Origin of the sequence: Serratia sp. JSRIV001, assembly GCF_019968745.1 — a bacterium.
Classification (GTDB): domain Bacteria; phylum Pseudomonadota; class Gammaproteobacteria; order Enterobacterales; family Enterobacteriaceae; genus Chania; species Chania fonticola_B.
The window spans coordinates 177,823-199,607 of record NZ_CP074147.1 but is presented as its reverse complement, the minus strand read 5'-3'; the positions used below and the strand labels follow the sequence as shown (position 1 = coordinate 199,607).

Here is a 21,785-nt window from a genome sequence, read left to right as displayed (position 1 = left end):
AGCGAAATTTTTATATTATTAGTTAACTACGTGGCCGGCGTACCAAGGCGACGCCCGCACCAATCAGGCCACCGATTGCGCCCCACATAATCAGCCAGAATACCCGGCGTGGACTATCACGTTTCACCGGCTCTTCCGGCGTACGTAAATAGCGGTAGGTCTGGAATTTGGCATCCAACGTCGGGCCAACGTTCAGAGTTGCCAGCATCGCCCGGTTCTGATCGTAACTCACATCGTAAGCCGGGCCGGAGGCCTGTAAACCTTCCAGACGCGCCTGCAGCATAGGTTTGCCCAGCAGGAACAGATCGGAGTCTGGCAGCTGTTCGGCTGGCGTATCGGTCTGCGTACGGCTAATCCCCTGCTGCTCGGCGATTTTCAGCGCCTGCTGCACGGTCTTGAGCTCACGCTGATAAACCGCATCGGCTACCGCTTCCTGGCGTTTGACCTGTGCACTCATCGAGGTGGTACGCGCCGCCCAGGCTCCCTGGATCTCTTCATTCAGATGCTGCGCCGCGCGGTGGCTGGCAAAGGCAACATACTGACGCAGCAGATGGTTGGAGTCTGGCGCGGTCTCGGCGGTGAGTTTCACGCTATCATTCAGCACTTTTTTGTCGTCGCGCGGCGTGAACTGGATATTGTTAATCAGGTCATCAAGCAACGCCGCATCGGCACGGGCATCCCCTTCCTGGCGCTGCTTGTAGTAATCGCTTTGCAGCCAGAAATCACGGCGCGTGTCATAGGCGGCCAACTGCATGATAAATTCATTATAGGCTTCATCGGCGATGCCTGGCTGATCGCTGGCAACCGCAGGCAGCGTGCGCTGATCCAGGTTACGCAGGAACTGCTGCTGAGAGTAATATCCCCCCAGCGCATTCACCGTTGGCTTATCGGTGATCGCCGTAGCGCTCCACTCCTGTTTCACCAGGTAGGAAACGATCAGCGCGACGGCAGCAAACAACACCGCAAAACCGATAATCCATTTTTTGCCGCGCCACAGGGTGCAGCACAGACCGCGGATATCGAGTTCGTTATCGACCACCGGGGTATTCTTGTCAGACGTTGTTTCAGGATTCATCACTGCCCTAAAGCCTCAGTTAAGGTACTTGCTTATTGTTCGTTGCATTCCGCAGGCGGCGCTTGAGACGTTTGATATAGCGCGCGACCCGCCATGCACGTTTAATGCAATAGCCATACAAGAAGAATGCAAGCAAGAATAATGCCAACATAACCCATTCAGGTATGAAAGTCAGACGTTCGCCTATCACACCAACCGCCGCCAGCAGCGCTGCGGCTAGGGTGATGAGCACAAAAGCCTGACGAGGCGTAAAGCCCGCTCGCATAATCAAATGGTGGATGTGTTGACGGTCTGGCGAAAACGGGCTCATGCCCTTACGCAGACGGCGATACATGATGGCAATCATATCCATCAACGGAATGGCGATAATCCACAGCGCGGTGACCGGTTTGATCGGATGATTTGGCCCTTGCGAGCTTTGCACCAGCAGCCAGATGGCGGTAAAACCGATCAGCGTACTCCCGGCGTCACCCATAAAGACTTTATAACGACGGCCAAGGATGCCGAGGTTGAGCAGAATATAGGGAACAATGGCCGCCAGCATCGCGAAGCACCAGAAGGCAAGCTCGCTATGGCCGCCTTGATACAGCAGGATCCCCATCGCGCCGAACGACACGCAGGAGAGACCGCCGAGCAGGCCGTCGATACCGTCGACCATGTTAAAGGCGTTAATCGCCGCCCAAACGGCAAACAGCGTCACCAAATAGCCAAACGGCCCCAACTGCATTTCCCAGCCACCAAACACATAGCCGAGGCTGCGCAGATAAAGGCCAGCAAATACCATCATGGCGATGCCGACCAGTGCCTGAATGGTGGCGCGGATCTTGACGCTGATATCGAAGCGATCGTCCAGCGCCCCGACGAAGACCAGGACACCGGCGCAGGTGAGATAGAGTTTGCTGTGCGCAATCGTCTGGTCGGTGATCAGGAAGGCAAAGCAGATGCCAGCGTAAACAGAAATCCCACCCACCAGCGGGATCAGCCCCTGATGACGTTTGCGATAATTAGGCTTATCAACCAAACCAATAGGTTTTGCTGCCTTGCGAGCAACAAATAAAAAAGCCAGAGAAAACAGAAAAACAAAAAGAATTTCAGTACTCATGGTGAGTAAGTTCACGGTTAACAAATCTCTGAAGAAGATGAGGCAGCTTAACATGGGTAAAAAACCGCGCCACATGACCAAGCGACCTTTCAGTCATTTCCTATGACATAGACACTTATCAATGCCCAAAACGTGTCTTGCTTCAACGCATTAATGCAAAAACAGGCACAAATAAGATAAGTTCTCAATAAGTCACAAGAATAACTTACTTTCCTTTACTGTTACTTATCGTATCCGCCAAAAGCAAAAAACGCCACGACTAGGCGTGGCGTTCCTCGAATATTTTACTTATTTATGAGCGTTTCATCATGTCGAAGAATTCATCGTTGGTTTTGGTCATCGCCAACTTGTTAATGAGGAACTCCATCGCGTCGATCTCACCCATTGGGTGAATGATCTTGCGCAGGATCCACATCTTCTGCAGTTCTTCAGAGGTAGTGAGCAACTCTTCTTTACGCGTACCGGAACGGTTGTAATCGATAGCAGGGAACACGCGCTTCTCGGCGATTTTACGCGCCAGATGCAGTTCCATGTTACCCGTACCTTTAAACTCTTCGTAAATCACTTCGTCCATCTTCGAACCGGTATCAACCAGTGCGGTAGCGATGATGGTCAGGCTGCCGCCTTCCTCAACGTTACGAGCCGCACCGAAGAAGCGCTTCGGACGATGCAGGGCGTTGGCGTCCACACCACCGGTCAGCACTTTGCCTGAGGCAGGTACTACGGTGTTGTAGGCACGCGCCAGACGGGTGATGGAGTCCAGCAGGATGATCACGTCTTTTTTGTGTTCGACCAGGCGCTTGGCCTTCTCGATCACCATTTCGGCAACCTGTACGTGGCGGGATGCGGGTTCGTCGAAGGTAGAAGCGATCACTTCGCCTTTTACCAGACGTTGCATCTCGGTCACTTCTTCCGGACGTTCGTCGATCAGCAGCACCATCAGCACGCAGTCTGGATGGTTGTATGCAATGCTCTGCGCAATGTTTTGCAGCAGCATGGTTTTACCGGCTTTCGGCGGTGCCACAATCAGGCCACGCTGGCCACGGCCGATTGGCGCTGCCAGATCCAGTACGCGAGCCGTCAGATCTTCGGTAGAGCCGTTGCCGCGCTCCATACGCAAACGTGAGTTGGCGTGCAGCGGCGTCAGGTTTTCGAACAGGATCTTGTTACGGGCGTTTTCCGGTTTGTCGTAGTTGACTTCGTTAACTTTCAACAGGGCAAAATAGCGCTCGCCTTCTTTTGGCGGACGAATCTTACCGGAAATGGTGTCACCTGTGCGGAGGTTAAAGCGGCGGATTTGGCTGGGAGAAACGTAGATATCGTCGGGGCCTGCGAGGTAGGAACTGTCTCCGGAACGGAGGAAACCAAATCCATCCTGCAATATCTCCAGCACGCCATCACCGAAGATATCTTCTCCGCTTTTCGCATGTTGCTTGAGTATAGAGAAGATAATGTCCTGTTTGCGCAGGCGGGCCAGGTTTTCCAGCCCCATATTTTCGCCGAGAGTAATCAGCTCAGAAACCGGCGTATTCTTTAATTCGGTAAGATTCATAGTGGGGGTTCTTAAACTCGGGGTGTGTCTCGAACTAGTATCGTGAATGGTATGGCAGCGTGTTATACCCATAACCTTTCAAGCTACAACGTGAAATTCATAGGGTATGCGTGCCTGTTACTGGACGTTCGATCGCCGGGCTGCTGGGCCGCCGCAGTAAGAAATGGCTTAGCTGGGGCGCACACGCTGACGGTTTAAGATCGAAGGTGCCTTAAAACTGATTTTTTTGTAAAACCGCTTGATCGTCAAAACACGGGCTCGGTTCACAGTAAAATGCTAGTGCCGATGGTTCAACGTAGAGTAACGCTTAGATTCAGACTCTTTAGATTTAATACTTATGGCAAGTTCAGAATGCAGTATGGTTAAACTTAACACGCTTCTTGGCAGGCGTCTAGCGGTGAATGAAAATCCCCCTCCAGACGCCCGTCACGGGGCTTCCCGCCCTAATTACAGATTCGCGTCCAGGAACTCTTTGAGCTGGCCCTTGGACAGCGCGCCGACCTTGGTCGCTGCCACTTCACCGTTCTTGAACAACAACAGCGTCGGAATACCGCGGATGCCGTACTTAGGCGCGGTAAGCGGGTTTTGATCGATGTTCAGTTTGGTAATGGTCAGCTTGCCGGCGAACTCTTCGGCAATCTCGTCGAGGATCGGAGCAATCATCTTGCACGGACCACACCATTCAGCCCAGAAATCGACCAGGATTGGCCCTTCGGCTTTCAGCACATCGGAATCGAAGCTGTCGTCAGTCAGGTGAATAATTTTATCGCTCATGTTCTACTCCACAGGATTAGGTCTACCTTGTTGGTGTAGCATCAAACCAACTCAGGTGATTTTATTTCACCGCTTTTATTTCAACGGATATGCTTTCGTAAAGCAATAGTTAGCTGATATTCTACCACACTATGAGCAAAACACACTTGACCGAACAGAAGTTTTCCGACTTCGCCCTGCACCCGTTAGTCCTTGAAGCCCTTGAGAAAAAAGGGTTTCACAACTGCACGCCCATCCAGGCGTTGGCATTGCCGCTCACCCTCAGTGGGCGCGACGTTGCAGGTCAGGCGCAAACCGGTACCGGAAAGACGCTGGCATTTTTAGCGTCTACTTTTCACTATTTGCTGTCCCACCCGGCGAAAGAAGGTCGCCAGACCAACCAGCCGCGCGCCTTGATCATGGCGCCTACGCGTGAACTGGCGGTGCAGATCCATTCCGATGCAGAAGCGCTGTCGCAGTCTACCGGGTTGAAGCTTGGCCTGGCCTACGGCGGTGATGGCTATGACAAACAGCTGAAAGTGCTGGAAAGCGGCGTAGATATTCTGGTGGGGACCACCGGCCGTTTAATCGACTACGCCAAACAAAATTATATCGATCTGGGTGCTATCCAGGTTGTGGTGCTCGATGAAGCCGACCGCATGTACGATCTGGGCTTTATCAAAGATATCCGCTGGCTGTTCCGCCGTATGCCTGCGGTCGATCAACGCCTGAACATGTTGTTCTCTGCCACCCTGTCCTATCGCGTACGCGAGCTGGCCTTTGAGCAGATGAACAATGCCGAATATGTGGAAGTTGAACCGGAACAGAAAACCGGCCACCGCATTCAGGAAGAGCTGTTCTACCCTTCCAACGAAGAAAAAATGCGCCTGCTGCAGACGCTGATCGAGGAAGAGTGGCCGGACCGCTGCATCATCTTCGCCAACACCAAGCACCGCTGTGAAGACATCTGGGGCCATCTGGCTGCCGATGGTCACCGCGTAGGCCTGCTGACCGGCGACGTGGCGCAGAAAAAACGCCTGCGTATTCTGGACGACTTCACCAAAGGTAACCTGGATATCCTGGTCGCCACCGATGTCGCCGCACGCGGCCTGCATATTCCGTTGGTGACTCACGTCTTCAACTACGATCTGCCGGATGACTGCGAGGACTACGTGCACCGCATTGGCCGTACAGGCCGCGCGGGCGAAAGCGGTCACTCCATCAGCCTGGCCTGTGAAGAGTACGCGCTGAATCTGCCAGCCATCGAGACTTATACCGGCCACAGCATTCCGGTGAGCAAGTACAACAGCGATGCGCTGCTGAGCGATCTGCCAGCACCGAAGCGCCTGGTGCGCCCTCGTGGCAACAACGGCCCACGCCGTAACTCTTCCGCGCCACGTCGTGGTGGTGCGCCGCGTAACAACCGTAAACGTTCGGGCTAATAGACGACTATGCCAGGTTCCAGCACCCTCTATGCCGCCATCGATCTGGGTTCCAACAGTTTCCATATGTTGGTGGTACGTGAGGTGGCTGGCAGTATCCAGACGCTAGCTCGCATCAAGCGCAAAGTGCGCCTGGCGGCCGGACTGGATCAGCACAATCACCTGTCACAGGAAGCCATGCAGCGCGGCTGGCAATGTTTGCGGCTGTTCTCGGAACGCCTGCAGGATATCCCGCGCGATCAAATTCGGGTCGTCGCCACCGCAACGCTGCGCCTGGCCAATAACGCAGCCGAATTCCTGCAAACCGCCGAAACTATCCTTGGCTGCCCCGTTCAGGTCATCAGCGGCGAAGAAGAAGCCCGCCTGATTTACCACGGCGTTGCCCATACCACAGGCGGCCCGGATCGGCGTCTGGTGGTCGATATCGGGGGTGGCAGCACGGAGTTGGTCGTAGGGACAGGGGCGCAGGCCGCGCAGCTGTATAGCCTTTCAATGGGCTGTGTCACCTGGCTCGAACGCTTCTTCAGCGATCGTAATCTGGAGCGGGATAACTTCGAAGCCGCCGAACAGGCCGCGCGTGAAATGGTACGGCCGATCGCCCCACAACTTCGTCAACATGGCTGGCAGATTTGCGTCGGCGCTTCCGGTACCGTGCAAGCGCTACAGGAAATCATGGTGGCGCAGGGGATGGACGAACGTATTACCCTGCCCAAGCTGCGGCAGTTGAAACAACGAGCCATTCAGTGTGGCAAGCTGGAAGAGCTGGAAATCGAAGGGCTGACGCTGGAACGTGCTTTGGTGTTCCCAAGCGGCCTGTCGATACTGCTGGCCATTTTCCAGGAGTTAGGCATTGAAAGCATGACGCTGGCCGGTGGCGCTCTGCGCGAAGGGCTGGTGTATGGCATGTTGCATCTGCCGGTCGAGCAGGATATCCGCAGCCGCACGTTACGCAACCTGCAACGCCGTTACCTGCTGGATATCGAGCAGGCCGAACGCGTCAGCCAGTTGGCCGCGAACTTCTGTTTGCAAACCACCAACGAATGGCAATTGGATACGCGATGTCGTGAGCTACTGCATGCGGCCTGCCTGATCCACGAAATTGGCCTGAGCGTCGATTTCAAACAGGCTCCTCAACACGCCGCCTATCTGGTCAGCCATCTTGATTTACCCGGCTTTACCCCGGCGCAGAAAAAACTGTTAGCCACCCTGCTGCAAAACCAGAGCAATGCCCTCGATCTGCCGCTGCTGAGCCAACAGAACGCCGTGCCACCCCGCGTGGCACAGCGCATGTGTCGTCTGTTACGTCTGGCCATCATCTTTGCCAGCCGCCGCCGTGACGATACCCTGCCCGCGGTACGCCTGCGTGCCAACGATGAAGAGTTGCATGTGATTTTGCCGCGCGGCTGGTTGGAACGACATCCGCTGCGCGCAGAGGCGCTGGATCAGGAAAGCCACTGGCAGAGCTATGCCCACTGGCCTCTGTTTTTGGAAGAGCAGTCTTAAGAGCATTTCCCCCTTTTCTGCAACCGTCTCTTTAACCGTTTTATGTGAAAGCGCAACTCAATGGCTGGCTCTGTCCTAAGAGGTTGCGTGATAACAAGGCTAATTAAAGAGACTTTTAATGACCTCCTATGTTATTAAAGAATAGTTTAATAACGCACAATCTTATTAAAGGGGGTTTTAATGAAGCGTATTTCTGGTCGATTTGTGACAACTCAGAGTCATCAGGAAACAGTCAATGCCTTCGTACCAGCGCCTTTACCACCAACTGCTCCGCCCATTGTTGCCAAATCCTATCAGGAACTCAATAATCGAGCTGAATTGGCTTTAGCTAGACTATCGGCTATGTCCGGTCTGGTTACATCTGGAGAATAGTTAATTTACAGTGCAATACGTAGAGAAGCTTTACTCACCTCCCAGCTTGAGGGGACACAGGCAACACTGACTGACGTTTTTGATGAGGAAGCAGGGCTGGCCGTAACAAACGTGAATGATGTTGAGGAGGTCACCAGGTACCTGCAAGCATTCAAGTTTGTGCGTGAGCAGATACTCTCGCCAACAGGATTACCTGTATCAGTCCGGTTACTAACACAAGCCCACAAAGTTCTTCTGGCTGGTGTTCGGGGTACAGATAAGCAACCCGGTAGTGTACGGACCAGTCAAAACTGGATTGGTGGCACGCGGCCAGGTAACGCGTCGTATGTCCCTCCTCCCCCAAAGGAAATTACCAATTTACTCGCAGAGCTGGAGCTTTTTATTCACGACGAGCAACCAACATTACCCCCGTTGGTGAGGATAGCGCTGATACATGCCCAGTTCGAAACCATTCACCCTTTTCTTGATGGTAACGGACGCATAGGTCGTCTGTTGATTGCCATGTTACTCGAAACGTGGAAGCTTCTGCCTGAACCACTATTGTATGTATCAGGATATCTGAAGGCCAATCAGGCTGAGTATTATCGCTGTTTATCTGAAACAAGGAGAAATGGTGATTGGGAGTCTTGGGTATCATTCTTCCTTGAAGGCGTTGAAATTGCCGCAGGGGAAGCACAACAGAGCATCATTCAGATAGCCTCACTGATTGCTGTCGATCGGAAAAAAGTTCTCGATACGGCATCCAGTACATTACAAACGTTGCGTCTTTTTGAATTACTACCAACAATGCCAAAATTAACGGTAGAAAGAGCCCAGGCAGAGTTAGATGTCACGTTTCCTACAGCGAGCACGGCCATTAAAGCACTAGAGAATGCGGGGATACTGGTGGAAACTACAGGTCGAGTGAGAGGTAAAAGCTATGTCTATCAAGCCTACGTAGATACTTTACGTAATGAATAATAGCAACAGGGCGTTTTCGCGCCCAGACCCTCAGCTACCGCCCTTAGCCTTGGCCAGCATCGCCTTCACGCTGGCCAAATGGCTCTGGCCCTTCTCCATCCGCTCCTGCGGGCTAACGACTTTGCGTTCCGACTCCCAGGCCAGATCGTCCTGCGGCAGTTCCAACAGGAAACGGCTGGGTTCCGGCCGCACCAACTCACCGTATTGGCGACGTTCGCGACACAGGGTAAAAATCAGCTCTTTCTGGGCGCGGGTGATCCCCACATAGGCCAAACGCCGCTCTTCATCGACATTATCCTCGTCAATGCTGCTCTGATGCGGCAATAACCCCTCTTCCATCCCCACCAGGAACACATAGGGGAATTCCAATCCCTTGGAAGCATGCAGGGTCATCAGCTGTACCTGATCCAGCTCTTCATCGCTTTCGCCACGCTCCATCATGTCACGCAACGTAAAGCGCGTGACCACCTGGGTCAGCGTCATCGGTTCATCCAGATCGTTGCCTTCCAGCATCTCGGTCATCCAGCCAAACAGCGTGTTGACGTTTTTCATGCGCATTTCGGCCGCTTTCGGGCTGGGCGAGGTTTCAAACAACCAGCTTTCATAGTCGATGCCGCGGATCAGATCGCGCACCGCTGCCACCGGCTCACGCTCCACCATTTGGATGATCCCTTCCATCCAGTGGGTGAAACGCTGTAAAGACTCCAACCCCCGCCCGGTTAGATACTGACCAAGGCCAAGATCGAAGCTGGCGCGGAACAGGCTCTTGTTACGCTGATTGGCCCACTCCCCCAACTTTTGCAGCGTCGCCGGGCCAATTTCCCGCTTCGGCGTGTTGACGATACGCAGGAAGGCGCTGTCGTCATCCTGGTTGGTCAAAACCCGCAGATAGGCCAGCAAATCCTTGATTTCCGGGCGCGAGAAGAACGAGGTGCCGCCAGAAATCTTGTACGGAATGCGGTTCTGCATCAGCATTTTTTCAAACAGCCGCGACTGGTGGTTTCCGCGATAGAGGATCGCATAGTCGCCGTAGTTGGTTTTCTTCACAAAGTGATGAGCGATCAGTTCCCCCACCACCCGCTCGGCCTCGTGATCTTCATTGTTGGCCGTGACCACCTTCAACTCTTCGCCGTAGCCCAGCTCAGAGAACAGGCGTTTTTCAAAGACGTGCGGGTTGTTGGCAATCAGGATATTGGCAGCTTTCAGAATACGTTCGCTGGAACGGTAGTTCTGCTCCAGCTTGATCACCTGCAACGCCGGGAAATCTTCCTTTAGCAGTACCAGGTTCTGCGGACGAGCACCGCGCCAGGAGTAGATCGACTGATCGTCATCCCCCACCACGGTAAAGCGTGCGCGGTGACCCACCAGCAGTTTCACCAGTTCGTACTGACTGGTGTTGGTGTCCTGATATTCATCCACCAGCAGGTAGCGGATACGGTTCTGCCAGCGCTCACGCACCTCCTCATTACGCTGTAGCAACAAGGTAGGCAGCAGGATCAGATCGTCAAAATCCAGGACGTTACAGGCCCTCATGTGATCGTGATACAGCCCGTAGCAGTGGGCGAACAGTTTGTCCCGCTCGGAGCGCGCCAGCCCCATTGCCCGCTGCGGATCCACCAGATCGTTCTTCCAGTTGGAAATGGTCGAGATCAGCTGTGCCACCAGAGTCTTGTCGTTTTCCAGCCACTTCTCGGTCAGTTCCTTCAACAACGCGAGCTGGTCTTGATCGTCAAACAGCGAGAAGTTGGACTTCATCCCCAACGCGGCATATTCGCGTTTGATCACTTCCAGCCCCAGCGTATGAAACGTGGAGATCATCAGGCCACGCGACTCTTTGCGCCCCATGGTTTGCGCCACACGCTCTTTCATCTCACGCGCCGCCTTGTTGGTAAAGGTTACGGCGGCAATATGCCGCGCCTGATAGCCACATTGGTGGATCAGGTGGGCGATTTTATTGGTGATCACACGCGTTTTGCCGGAACCGGCACCGGCCAGCACCAGGCAAGGCCCGGTAACGAATTCGACGGCTTGTTGTTGGCTGGGGTTTAATCGCATGGCGCTTTGTTGCTCAATATTGGAGTGCTGGGGAGAGGGATTGTAGCAGAAAGCGCCAAACAGATTTAACAGGTATAATGGCGGCAAATTCTACACGACTGATTGGATTATTAAGATGGCAAAGACCGCTAGCGCGCTGCACATCCTGGTGGATAACGAAACACTGGCCAACGAACTGTTGGCCAAACTCAAGCGCGGTGTCAGCTTCGATACGCTGGCGCGCAAATACTCGAGCTGCCCGTCCAAGCGCAACGGCGGCTCCCTGGGTGAGTTCAACAAGGGGACTATGGTCGCAGCCTTCGATAAGGCGGTGTTCAGCATCCCGTTGCTCAAGCCCTATGGCCCGGTGAAAACCCAGTTCGGCTATCACATCATCAAGGTACTTTATCGCAACTAGGCCCCTCACCCTAACCCTCTCCCACAGGGAGAGGGGACCGATCGAGCTAGCTATCAGTTACAGGGAATTACCTCGCCACAGTACCCAATCAGCTCCCTTTACGTAGGGAATTGAACGATCACGGCACCAATTAAGGCCCCTTTTACCTAGGGACAGATCGATCACAATACTTGACCACAACACCGGACCAGCTCCCTCTCCCTGTGGGAGAGGGTTGGGGTGAGGGGTCAATGATTACTGTGCACTGGCTTCCGGTGCTGCGGTAGCCGCTTCCGCCGGTTTTGGCTCTTCGCTCACTACGGCCGGTGCTGGCGCCATGATGCCGTTATAGGTTTCCTGTAGCTGCTTCATATTCATCTCCGGCTCCCCCTTAGGCTGTAATAGCACCAAGGTGGCATCCTGCGACAGTTGCAGCTTCAGTTCCTGATTCAGCGATTCCAGCGTCAGCGACGACAAGAAGGCCTGACGCAGCTTCTGGTATTGCTCCGGAGCGATATCCACTACGCCACTTTGCTGTGAACGCAGACGCTGGCTCATCAGCACGTCGGTATCAGTGCGGGCATAGGTGGCAAACAGTTTGCTCAACTGATCGGTTTTCTGTGCCAGCAAGGCATTGAACTCATCCTGAGACAGGCCGTTGTTACGCACATTAGCCAATTCGCGGGCAATAAAGGCCAGTCCGCTGTTCAGATTATCATTCGGTGAATTCAGATGGATCGCACACTGGGCGCGTTGGTACTGCACCCGGCAGTCAAAGCCCAGCTTGATGTTTTTCTGCTCGCTCTTTTGCAGCACCTGCTGAATGTGCCAGAACAGGGCTTCACGGGCCATATCACTGCGCCAGTAACGGCTCAGGCTTTGCGAATCGCGAATCGGATGCCATGGCGTATCCCACATGATCGACAGCGTATCCTGCTTCACCTGATCGCTGATCAGACTGACTGGCTGCGGCGGCAGAGGAGTCAGGGTTGGCATAGTTGCCGGCGCTTCGCGCTTGCCTTGGAGAGGCGAGAACGCCTTGTTGATCTGTTCGGTCAGGCTACGGCTATCAACTTTACCCACCACGTATAACGTCATGGCATCTGGGGTATACCACTGCTGATAAAATTTCTGCAGTTGCTCGATATTGACAGGCCGCTTGACCGATTGGCCCGGATCGTGTGCCAGTAACGTTGAGCCTTTCAGGCGATAACGCCACCAGCTGTCTTTGGGATCCGGCGGGAAGATACCGATAGGATCCATATTGGCATTCATCACCGCCTCTACCGTTGGCTCATCGATAGCCAGCTTACCCGTGGTATCCGCCAGCCAGGCCAGCGCCTCTTTCAACAGATCGGGGCGGTTATTGGGCAGGCTAAGGTTGTAGATGGTGAAATCATAAGAGCTAATGGCTGGCGGCAATGGCCGTTCACTGTCCACGCTCTGTTGCCACAGCGACTGTAGCTGCGGCTGGGTAAAACTCTCGCTGCGCGTAATCGCAATACGCGGCAGCAAATGGGCAAAACCGATCTGCTGGGCCGACTCCACCAGCGATCCGGTATTGACCATCAACCTTAACTCAACGCGATCGCTCGGGCGCTGTGGTGTATCAAGGATCTGCCAAGAAAAACCGTTATTCAGCTGCCCCTGCTGCCAGGCAGGATCAGGTTGTAGCGCTTCAGCGTGCACGCTGCCGTTGGCCGCAACCAACAGCAGCCCACCCACTAAAAGACGAATTCTGGTGCCCTGCATGTGAACCCCTACTTAATGACTAGCCAATTTTTATGCAAATACGGATATTCCGTTCATTGGAATATAAGGCATCGTCTCGCCGCGATGTTGACGAGTACGGCCTGAACTGTGCGTGGCACAGCAACGATCACACCCTGAGTTTCACCGTAGGGCGGAAAGCGCAAAGTGTACCATTCTGTTAGACCGCGCGCCTTGGCGGATGTCACTCATCACAGTGAAAAATAATAGCTGTAGGGTGTTATGGAGAAAAAATGAACAAGAAGCAAGGGGGAATGACATCGGCTGCCATGGCAGCCGATATTGAAGATAGGAAAAAACTTAGGCAGAAGGCAGCTTTTTGTCAGTAGCAACCTTATCTGTTCTGTTATTCAGCACGTCTTGCAGCTGCTTCTCATCCAGTTGGTTACACCATTTGGCCACCACTACCGTTGCCACACCGTTTCCGACCAGGTTGGTCAAGGCGCGGGCTTCGGACATAAAGCGGTCGATACCGAGGATCAGCGCCAGACCGGCCAGCGGTAAATGTCCTACTGCCGAAATGGTCGCCGCAAGTACGATAAAGCCACTGCCTGTCACCCCTGCAGCCCCTTTCGAGGAGAGCAGCAGCACCACCAACAAGGTCACCTGATGCATGATGTCCATATGGGTGTTGGTTGCCTGGGCGATAAACACCGCCGCCATCGTCAGATAGATCGAGGTGCCGTCAAGGTTGAACGAGTAACCCGTCGGGATCACCAGACCTACCACCGATTTCTTGCACCCCAGATTTTCCATTTTATCGAGCATGCGTGGCAGCACCGATTCGGAAGACGAAGTACCCAGTACGATCAGCAGTTCTTCTTTGATATAGCGAATAAATTTGAAGATATTGAAGCCGTTGTAACGGGCAATCGAGCCCAGCACCACCACCACAAACAGCACACAGGTGACATAGAAGCAGACAATCAGCTGGCCCAGTTGCAACAGGGTGCCCACACCGTATTTACCGATAGTGAACGCCATGGCACCAAAGGCCCCCAGCGGCGCCAGGCGCATAATCATATTGATGATGCCGAAAATAACGCGGGAGAAGCTGTCGATGACGTTAAAGATCACCTGGCCCTTCTCACCCAGGCGATGCAGAGCAAAACCGAACAGCACCGCAAACAGCAGCACCTGCAAGATGTTGCCGCTGGCAAAGGCACCGACCACGCTACCCGGGATAATATCCAGCAGGAAAGGCACGATGCCCTGCTGCGAAGCCTGCTCGGCATAGACTGCCACCGCTTTGGCATCCAGCGTTCCCGCATCAACGTTCATCCCGGCACCGGGTTGCACCACGTTAACGATCACCAAGCCGATCAGCAATGCAATGGTACTGACGATTTCAAAGTACAGCAGGGCAATCGCCCCGGTACGGCCCACGGCCTTCATGCTTTCCATGCCCGCGATGCCGGTCACCACGGTGCAGAAGATCACCGGAGCGATAATCATTTTGATTAATTTAACAAATCCATCGCCCAGGGGTTTCATCTGGGCACCGAGTTCAGGGTAGAAATGGCCAAGCAGGATCCCCAGCGTAATCGCTGTTAACACCTGAAAATAGAGGCTCTTAAATATAGTTGTTTTCATTAGCACATCCTTTGGGGGGGGACAACGCGGCAGGCGGGCAATCACTCGTCCGTCCTGTTTATCGCTTGCGCGGAAAATAACACCCCCATAACAACATGGAAATAACTTGATGGAAAAATCCAGGCCTAATGGTGTGAATTTAAGAGCTGAAACGCGTCAGTCAGTGTACAAGTTCCGGCGTTACGTCAACTTTCCTTTGCATTAACTCAGATTGGGTAGCAGTAGAAACTAGTTTTTGACTGGGGAAATAAAGCGGCCTCTCCCGCCTGAAAAGTACCAGAGGGAGGATAAAAATTCAGCATCAGGTCAACCAGGTCACGCTTTGGCAACCGAGGTAAACTGCGCTTCAAACTCATGACGGGGCAAGGGTTTGGCAAACAGGAAACCCTGGCCAGTACGAATACCGTGCTGTAATAGCCAGTCTCGCTGCGCCGCGGTTTCCACCCCTTCCGCCATTACCGGCAGGTTAAGCACCTCGGAAATCGAGCTGACGATCCGCACCATCGCATCGTCCTCTGGCAGGCCATCGATAAAGCTTTTGTCGATTTTAATCAGATCGATCGGCAAGGATTTCAGACGATTGAGGTAATTCAGGCTGGCATAGCCCATGCCAAAATCATCCAAGGCGATCAACACGCCTAAATCATGCAACTGACGTAGTAATTCCAACGCCTCATCAAGGTCGTGGATACGCACCGTCTCGGTGATTTCCAGCAGCAGCTTATGCGGGTCGATCTGGTGCTCGGCCAGCAGCCGTTTCAACTGGGGCACAAAGTCTTTATGCTGCAGCTGGATCGGCGAAATATTTACCGCCAACGGCAACGTGATGCCCTGGGATTGCCACGCGGCCAGAATACGGCATGACTCTTCCAGCACCCAGTTACCCAGTGGCACGATCACGTCCAACTCCTCCGCCAGCGGGATCACATCCGCCGGGAGAATAATCTGCCCGTCTGGCAGTTGCCAACGCAGCAGGGCTTCCGCGCCGGTCACCTGATTGGTTTGCATATCCCACTGCGGTTGCAGGAATAGCGCAAACTGACCTTGCTCCAAGGCCTGCAGGATCTCGCTTTCCTGCGTCAGACGTTTTTGGGTTTTTTCGGTCAGGCAAGGTTCGAAGAACAGGATCTGATTTTTACCCTCACGATGCGCCGACATCATGGCCGAGGTGGCACTACGCAGCAGTTGCTCCGCGCTTTCCCCCGAATTGGGATAATGGGCAATGCCGATACTGGCGCTTGGCCGCAGCGGCATCTTCTGTTGCAGGTTCAGTGGCGCGTTGATGGCCGCCATCACTCTTCTGGCCAACTGCATGGCGTGAATGGGTTGCTCAATATTTTTCGCCAGGATGGCAAACTCGGCATTGCTCAGCTGTGCCAGCACGCAGTCCACGCCGATAACCTGACGCAGCTTTTTCGCCAGCGTCAGCAACAGCGCTTCACGCATGGATGGGTTCAGCGCGCCGGAGGCTTCATGCAGGGTTTCGATCCCCACGACCAACAGATTAAAGCGCGGTGGCCGCATACTGGCAGCAATATGCTCTTCAAGCAGCGCAGCAAACAGCACCGGATTGGGTAATTCGGTCATCGAGTTATGGGTGCTCAGGCGGCTCATGGCGGTATGCGCCTTGGCCAGCGTTTGCTGGTTGCGGTTGTAATTGCGCACCAGCAAGCCCAATTCATCGTCCTGATGTTGGGCTGGCAACATCAGTTGATGGTAAGGGAGATCTTCCTGAGGGACATTTTCCAGTTCGCGCGCCATGGCTCGCAATGGATAAACCAACAGCCGGTTCATGCACCAGCTAACGGCAATCGACAGGATCAGCGCCAACAGCAGATAGGTCGACAGCATGGTCGATAACGTGCTGAGGATAAACTGATACATGCGGTACGAATCGGCCTGCAACACCAGATAGGCCAGAGGCTGAGGGTTGGCAGGCACCCGCTCAAGCGAATAGAGCGGCACAGAAATCTGTACCGGCAGCTCAAAGATACGCGCCACTAGCGCAGGGACCGGGCGTTCCGGCGGGAAATTGGCATGCAGCGCCTGAAACTCGTTCGGCAGGACGATATCCGCTCGGGTGAGGATCCCCACTGGCTGCAGAGAGTTGAGCACGCGTTTGGTTTCCGGCACATCCATCCGCAGCACGGCTTCTGCCAGAGGCTGACGCACGGCCTGGGCTACATTCTCCAGTTGCTGAGCGTAGTCATCCCTGCGCTGATGCACAAAGTGGAATAACTGGATCACGATGAAGATACAGATCGTCACCAGTGCCACACCAGACACCGCCGCCATCTGCTTAATCGTTAATGAACGCCTGACCCGCAAAAACCTGCACTCCTAGATTGATAAGGACGGATAGAGAGTTATGCCCCCCTCACCCTAACCCACTCCCACAGGGAGAAGGGATTGAATGCTCTAAAACCTGACTCTTGTGCCTGACCGCAGCTCCATATCAGTTCCTGCAAGGAGGGACTGGGGTAAGGGGAAAAATTGCTTGCTGGATAAGCGGCTTGAGTATACTCGATTGCCCCGCGTGTTTTCCTTACCAACCGCCTGGTGGCAGCAGGAAAAGCGCGGGTTTCGGTATTATCCTAGCCGGAATAGCCACAGGGTAGCAAAACTACCCTGTGGGCGACACCACGAATCGACCAATTTCACGTTACTTGAAGTCGGCGTAAGGCGTCAGCGGCTGCGGTGGCAGATCGAGATCGCCCTGCCAACCGGCGAGCGAGTAACGCAGATAAATCAACGCATGGCTCGGGGTATAGTCTTTAGCCTGTTGAATATCGATGCCGGCCCCCAGCGTCCAATGGGAACTGAGGCGGCGTTCGATCAGAGCTCGCAGCGTGTAGCCCACGCCAGAGGAGGAGCCACCACTTTCCACTGCGTCCCTGTCTGGCAGGGAGCTTGGGATCAGTCCTTGCAGGGGATAGCGTTTTTCATCGTTGGTTTTCGAGTGCGAGATCGACACCGATCCCCCCACTTCCCACGACCAGTTTTCCGTGCGCTGGCGATAGTTCACCGGCACCGCCAGCGAAACATATTGCTGCGGGCTGTAATAGCCCCCCTGCCCAAGAGAGTAACCGCTCAAGTCCTTCTGATAGTGCCAGAGCATGGTGCTCAGCCCAACGGTGGCACGGCGGTTATCTTCGTTTATCACCTTATAGTAATAACCGGCCATCAAGCGCTGGCGCTGGTTATCCTCGACATTCTGGCCGGTAAGCTGATGAGCACTGAGATCGGCCCACACGCCGTTGGCTTCACCGCGATCGTAGCTGGCGCTCAGGTTGATACCGGTAGCACGTACGCCGCCCCAGGTAGTGCCGGTGTTCGGATCGCGCGTCCCGCCGAAGGCCAACAGCGAGCTGGTAATCGGCCGCCGCGAGGCGCCCAGCGTCCAACCGATATGATTCCAGTCACCGCTATAGGCCACGCCGCCGACCCAATCCACCACCTCAAATCCCATCGGGGTAGTGCCGATATCGGTTTGCCAATGGTCGTTGGCCCAACCGGCCGCCACGCTAGTGCCGGTGGTTTTTTGCCGTTCGTTACCGCTGCAACCCTGCGTGTTACAGGTGCCAAAGGTTTCGAAGTACTTGCCGTTATTATCGGTCGAGAAGCTGCCCGCGTTCAGTTGGACGGTGTCGGTACGCAGGAACGCCCGGCCGTCATACAGCGGCATATCCAACTGCAACATGGTGTCATGTGCCTGATAATCCGAGATGCCACCGGTACCGCTCGAACGCCAGTAGTCATGATCGAGCGTGACCCTGACGTCCTGTTGGCGATAAAGATCGGCGGCATCGGAGCGAATGCCGCGTTTTAGCCAGTCATCCGTCGCGTTATTGCGGGTCAGACGGGTATAACCGTCATTATCCTCAGGAACCGTTGGCGCAATGCCGCTGGCCACCATCGCCTGGCGATAATCCTGCTGCGCCGGTTGCGGTTGCAACTGCTTTTGTTCCAGCCTGGCAGCATCACGATACACCAAGGCTTTGGCCTGTCCCGGCGGCTCTTGCTGGGCAGCCACTTTTAACCGTGTGAAGATATCGGTCGCTTTCTGCGGCTCACCCACCGCCGTCCAGGCATTGGCAACACGGCGCTGGCCATTGATCGACTCGTCCGGTTGCACCGGTGCCGTTTGCAGCCGTTGGCGGGCCTCGCTCAGCTGACCTTGAGCCACATAGGCTTCAATCTCCCCCAAACGCGCATCCGGATTATTCGGCTCACGAGCACGCACCCGCTGATAATCCGCCAGCGCCTCGTCATACTCTCCCCGCTCCAGCGCCCAGTCAGCCAAGGTCAGGTCGATGCGCGTTGCCGGGGGCTGCTGGCGCAGATAGGCGATGGCTGCGGGTTCATCACCAGCAGTTCGGAGCCGTTCAGCATGATCGAGCGTGGCCTGCATCTGCAAACGCTGGGCCATCTCACGCATCCCGTCGTTCCACTGCGCTTTGGGCAAGGTATTCAACTGGGCCAACGCCTGGTTATCACGATCGCTGCCAGCCAGGTACAGCGCATAAGCGTAAACCTGCTGCGGATCGCCGGACTTCTTCGCGGCCAGTTGACGCATCAGCACGTCGGCCTGCTGCGGTTGCCCGGCCTGACGCAGAGTTTGCGCATAGTGGTAAGTCAGCCAGACGTCATCAGGATCCTTCTGGTGCGCCTGCCGGTACTTTTCCGCCGCCTCTGGCCACTGCTGTCGCTGGGCCAGTTCGTCGGCCTGCTGTTTGAGCATATCCAATTGCAGCCCGTCGAGGGTGCTGCGCAGCTTGTTCTGCTGCACGCGGGGCAGACCATTAAGGTAGGCCAGCGCTTTTTGTGGCGACTGCCGCTGGTAGATATTCACCAAACCCCGCACCGCGCTACCGCTGCCCGGATCCAGGCGCAGAGCCTGCTGATAATAGCGCTCGGCGGCAGCATCATCCTTACGGGCGACGGCAACGTCGCCCAGGCCGATCAACGCATCGCTGTCACTGTTATCAATCTGCCGTGCCTGCTGGTATTGTTGCTGTGCCAACGGCAGGTTATTGGCCTTTAACGCCTTGTCACCCGCATCGATCGCCAGCCAGTAACGGGTGGTTTTGATCAGGCTCTGCCATTTGCTGCTGTCGTAGTTATCCTTGTCTGCCTTCTGCGCCTGTTGGAACAGGCTCAACGCCTGCTGCCGGTTACCGGCGCGGGAATAGGCCAAGCCAAGTGCGCCAAGCACTTCGGCATCATTAGGCGCACTCGATAGCGCTTTTTTCAGTTCCGGGATTGCCGCACGACCGCCGCCTTTATTCACCTGCGCCAGCCCGGTCATGCGCGCGCGATAGGCCGGATCGGCCAACAGCGTCCGCTGGCGCGCCAGTTCCTGTTGCGCGCCAAGCGCCTGCTCACCGCTTTCAAACACACCGAGGAAGCGGTTCAACGCCGCCACGCTCTGCGGGCTGACGGGCAACGCTTTGACCTGTTCCAACCACAAGTCCGCCGCAGAACCGCGGCCTGCGGGATCGGCCGCCACTTGCTGTAACAGTTCATAGGCCTGAGCGTCGCGATCCTGGCTGAACAGCATCCGCGCCAGCGCCATGCGCAGCGTGATGTTGCCGGGATATTGCCGATCCAGCGCCTGTAGTTGCTTTGTCGCTGCTAATTCCTGGCCGGGTAGCCTGGCCACCAGACGCCAATACTCCACCGCCAGATCGAGCGTTGGCAGATTGCCGTGAAACAGCTCGTCGTACTGGGCTTTAGCCTCCGGCAAGCGCCCTGCGGCCGCCATCAGGCGTGCCTGTTGCAGCTTCTGGCGGGTTTCCGGCTGGGTCAGCAGCATGTTCATTTCTGCCTGGCGGAACACCGGCGATTGTGGTGCCACCCCCTTCAGCTTATCCAACTGTTGCTGCGCCAAGACCTGATTCCCCTGCCGCAACGCCAGGCGCATACGCGCCGCTATCACATCAGGATTATTCGGATCCATCAGCTCAAGACGATACAGCGATTGACGTACCAGTTCATCTTTGTTGCTGGCTTCGCCGATGCGTACCTGCTCAAGCAGCCATTGCTCCGGGGCAACGCTCTCGGCACTCTGCGCCTGCGGCAGCAAAGCCAGACTTAAAGGAAACAGGCTTAGCCAGCCTAGTGTGAAGTTGCGCATTGGCTACTCCAGGCGGGTTGAAGTTCACCCTGACGATTGAAACGATAGCGTTGCTGATCCCATCCCTGGCCGAACAGCAGCAAAGAGGCGCTGAAATAGGCATCATTACCCAGAGGGTTATCCTGAATACGTTGGCGTTGCACCGCCAGGGCATCAGGCTGTGCGGCCAATAACGGCAACATCGCGGCGGAGAAGCCTACCGGGCCAGTACCGTTGGCTTTTCCGCTAGCTGTATCGACCGTCTCCGGCACTGCACCAAGCTGGGCGGTAAGGCGTACCATCGGTTGGAACTGCTTCATCAGCGCCGCTTTATGAGGATCGTCGTCCGCCAACATCCCGGCCCAGAGATAAACGCGGATGGCGTCATAGCTGCCGACATCAGGTTTGACGGGATCGGGCTGCCAGCCTTTGCCCGCTTGCCACTCGGCCCAGTCTGGTGAAAATCCTTGCGGAGCCGTTTCCAACAGCAACCGCTGGCTGGTTTTCTGCATCGCTCGCCACGGCCCGTTCAATTGGGCAAAACGGGCCAGCAACTGCGGCGGTAAATAGCTAGGGTTCAAGCGCCAGCGGTCCTCGGCCACAAAACCCATCTTCCCCGGCAGCAGCATCAGCCCCAAACCGGGGATACTCGCCACCTCTTCACGGCCAATCCGTTGCAACAACAGCGTGCCCAATGTTTGATAGCGGCGGCTTTGCCACAGCCGCCCCGCCTCCAGCAGGTTATACGCAATCCACAGATCCGCATCGGCAGCCGAGTTGCTGTCCAGCACCTTCCAGGCCTTGTTATCATCCTGCCCCCACAACCAAGCCGGCAGATGTGCGCTCAGGTCACCAGAGGCGAGATTGTTCTCCGTCCACGCCAACAGCTTATCGAAGGCAGGCCGATCGTTGGCCACCAGCGCGAAGAACATGCCATAGCTCTGCCCTTCGGACGTGGTAATGCGCTTCGGGCTGCTGGGATCGATTACCCGCCCTTCCTCGCTAAGATAAAACCGTTGGTACTGCTGCCAGGCAGGCCAATCACAGCTTGCCGCCGTGCTGAACGCACAAAGCAGCATCAGACCAGGCAGCAGGCGGCGCAGGCAAATCCCCATCA

Annotated in this window: 15 protein-coding genes and 1 pseudogene; 6 read left to right on the top strand and 10 right to left on the bottom strand. The window is 55.3% G+C overall.

Annotated features, from left to right (window positions below):
- Nucleotides 1–22: 22 nt before the first annotated feature.
- The 4 genes from wzzE to trxA all read right to left on the bottom strand — a co-directional run bounded on the left by wzzE (nucleotide 23) and on the right by trxA (nucleotide 4,503).
- On the bottom strand, nucleotides 23–1,075 hold the full coding sequence (gene wzzE / locus KGP17_RS00805) for an ECA polysaccharide chain length modulation protein (protein WP_021181556.1): 1,053 nt from the start codon (nucleotides 1,073–1,075) through the stop codon (nucleotides 23–25).
- A 19-nt stretch (nucleotides 1,076–1,094) separates the two neighbouring features.
- On the bottom strand, nucleotides 1,095–2,192 hold the full coding sequence (gene wecA / locus KGP17_RS00800; RefSeq protein WP_024484187.1) for a UDP-N-acetylglucosamine--undecaprenyl-phosphate N-acetylglucosaminephosphotransferase: 1,098 nt from the start codon (nucleotides 2,190–2,192) through the stop codon (nucleotides 1,095–1,097).
- Between the two features lie 277 nt (nucleotides 2,193–2,469).
- The gene (gene rho, locus KGP17_RS00795; protein ID WP_021181558.1) at nucleotides 2,470–3,729 is read right to left on the bottom strand and encodes a transcription termination factor Rho; all 1,260 of its coding nucleotides are present in this window, start codon (nucleotides 3,727–3,729) and stop codon (nucleotides 2,470–2,472) included.
- A gap of 447 nt (nucleotides 3,730–4,176) precedes the next feature.
- Complete coding sequence (gene trxA / locus KGP17_RS00790) at nucleotides 4,177–4,503, bottom strand: thioredoxin TrxA (RefSeq protein ID WP_021181559.1); 327 nt, start codon at nucleotides 4,501–4,503, stop codon at nucleotides 4,177–4,179.
- Nucleotides 4,504–4,634: 131 nt separating this feature from the next.
- Here trxA and rhlB point away from each other — a divergent pair, with 131 nt between their 5' ends.
- From rhlB to KGP17_RS00770, 5 genes and pseudogenes are all read left to right on the top strand, one after another.
- The gene (rhlB, locus tag KGP17_RS00785; RefSeq protein WP_024484189.1) at nucleotides 4,635–5,924 is read left to right on the top strand and encodes an ATP-dependent RNA helicase RhlB; all 1,290 of its coding nucleotides are present in this window, start codon (nucleotides 4,635–4,637) and stop codon (nucleotides 5,922–5,924) included.
- A gap of 9 nt (nucleotides 5,925–5,933) precedes the next feature.
- Nucleotides 5,934–7,427, top strand: coding sequence for an exopolyphosphatase (gene ppx / locus KGP17_RS00780; protein ID WP_186486906.1), 1,494 nt, complete (start codon nucleotides 5,934–5,936; stop codon nucleotides 7,425–7,427).
- 180 nt (nucleotides 7,428–7,607) lie between these two features.
- A complete protein-coding gene (locus KGP17_RS00775) occupies nucleotides 7,608–7,799 on the top strand; it encodes a hypothetical protein (RefSeq protein WP_223498708.1) in 192 nt (63 codons plus the stop codon).
- 3 nt (nucleotides 7,800–7,802) lie between these two features.
- Nucleotides 7,803–7,895, top strand: a pseudogene (locus KGP17_RS27895) (Fic/DOC family N-terminal domain-containing protein); the annotation flags it as partial.
- Between the two features lie 15 nt (nucleotides 7,896–7,910).
- Entirely contained in the window at nucleotides 7,911–8,759 is an 849-nt protein-coding gene (locus KGP17_RS00770) for a Fic family protein (protein ID WP_245398321.1), read from the top strand.
- Nucleotides 8,760–8,789: 30 nt separating this feature from the next.
- On the opposite strand, the gene rep is transcribed toward KGP17_RS00770, so the two are convergent.
- Nucleotides 8,790–10,814 (bottom strand): DNA helicase Rep, encoded by a 2,025-nt coding sequence (rep, locus tag KGP17_RS00765; protein WP_021181562.1) that lies wholly within the window; start codon nucleotides 10,812–10,814, stop codon nucleotides 8,790–8,792.
- A 115-nt stretch (nucleotides 10,815–10,929) separates the two neighbouring features.
- Between rep and ppiC the strand changes: the two genes are divergently transcribed.
- Complete coding sequence (gene ppiC / locus KGP17_RS00760; protein WP_021181563.1) at nucleotides 10,930–11,211, top strand: peptidylprolyl isomerase PpiC; 282 nt, start codon at nucleotides 10,930–10,932, stop codon at nucleotides 11,209–11,211.
- 234 nt (nucleotides 11,212–11,445) lie between these two features.
- Here the strand turns inward: ppiC and KGP17_RS00755 are convergent, their stop codons facing one another.
- The 5 genes from KGP17_RS00755 to bcsZ all read right to left on the bottom strand — a co-directional run bounded on the left by KGP17_RS00755 (nucleotide 11,446) and on the right by bcsZ (nucleotide 21,783).
- Nucleotides 11,446–12,942, bottom strand: a complete 1,497-nt coding sequence (locus tag KGP17_RS00755) for a pitrilysin family protein (RefSeq protein WP_021807741.1) — start codon at nucleotides 12,940–12,942, stop codon at nucleotides 11,446–11,448.
- A 318-nt stretch (nucleotides 12,943–13,260) separates the two neighbouring features.
- Nucleotides 13,261–14,553 carry a dicarboxylate/amino acid:cation symporter gene (locus KGP17_RS00750; protein WP_021807740.1) on the bottom strand — a complete coding sequence of 431 codons (1,293 nt, stop codon included), beginning with the start codon at nucleotides 14,551–14,553 and terminating at the stop codon, nucleotides 13,261–13,263.
- A 315-nt stretch (nucleotides 14,554–14,868) separates the two neighbouring features.
- Nucleotides 14,869–16,881, bottom strand: coding sequence for a biofilm formation regulator HmsP (gene hmsP, locus KGP17_RS00745; protein WP_021807739.1), 2,013 nt, complete (start codon nucleotides 16,879–16,881; stop codon nucleotides 14,869–14,871).
- Nucleotides 16,882–17,215: 334 nt separating this feature from the next.
- Entirely contained in the window at nucleotides 17,216–20,689 is a 3,474-nt protein-coding gene (bcsC, locus tag KGP17_RS00740) for a cellulose synthase complex outer membrane protein BcsC (protein WP_223498707.1), read from the bottom strand.
- The gene (gene bcsZ / locus KGP17_RS00735) at nucleotides 20,671–21,783 is read right to left on the bottom strand and encodes a cellulose synthase complex periplasmic endoglucanase BcsZ (protein WP_223499735.1); all 1,113 of its coding nucleotides are present in this window, start codon (nucleotides 21,781–21,783) and stop codon (nucleotides 20,671–20,673) included. Before bcsZ ends, bcsC begins: the two co-directional genes overlap by 19 nt.
- Nucleotides 21,784–21,785 lie beyond the last annotated feature (2 nt).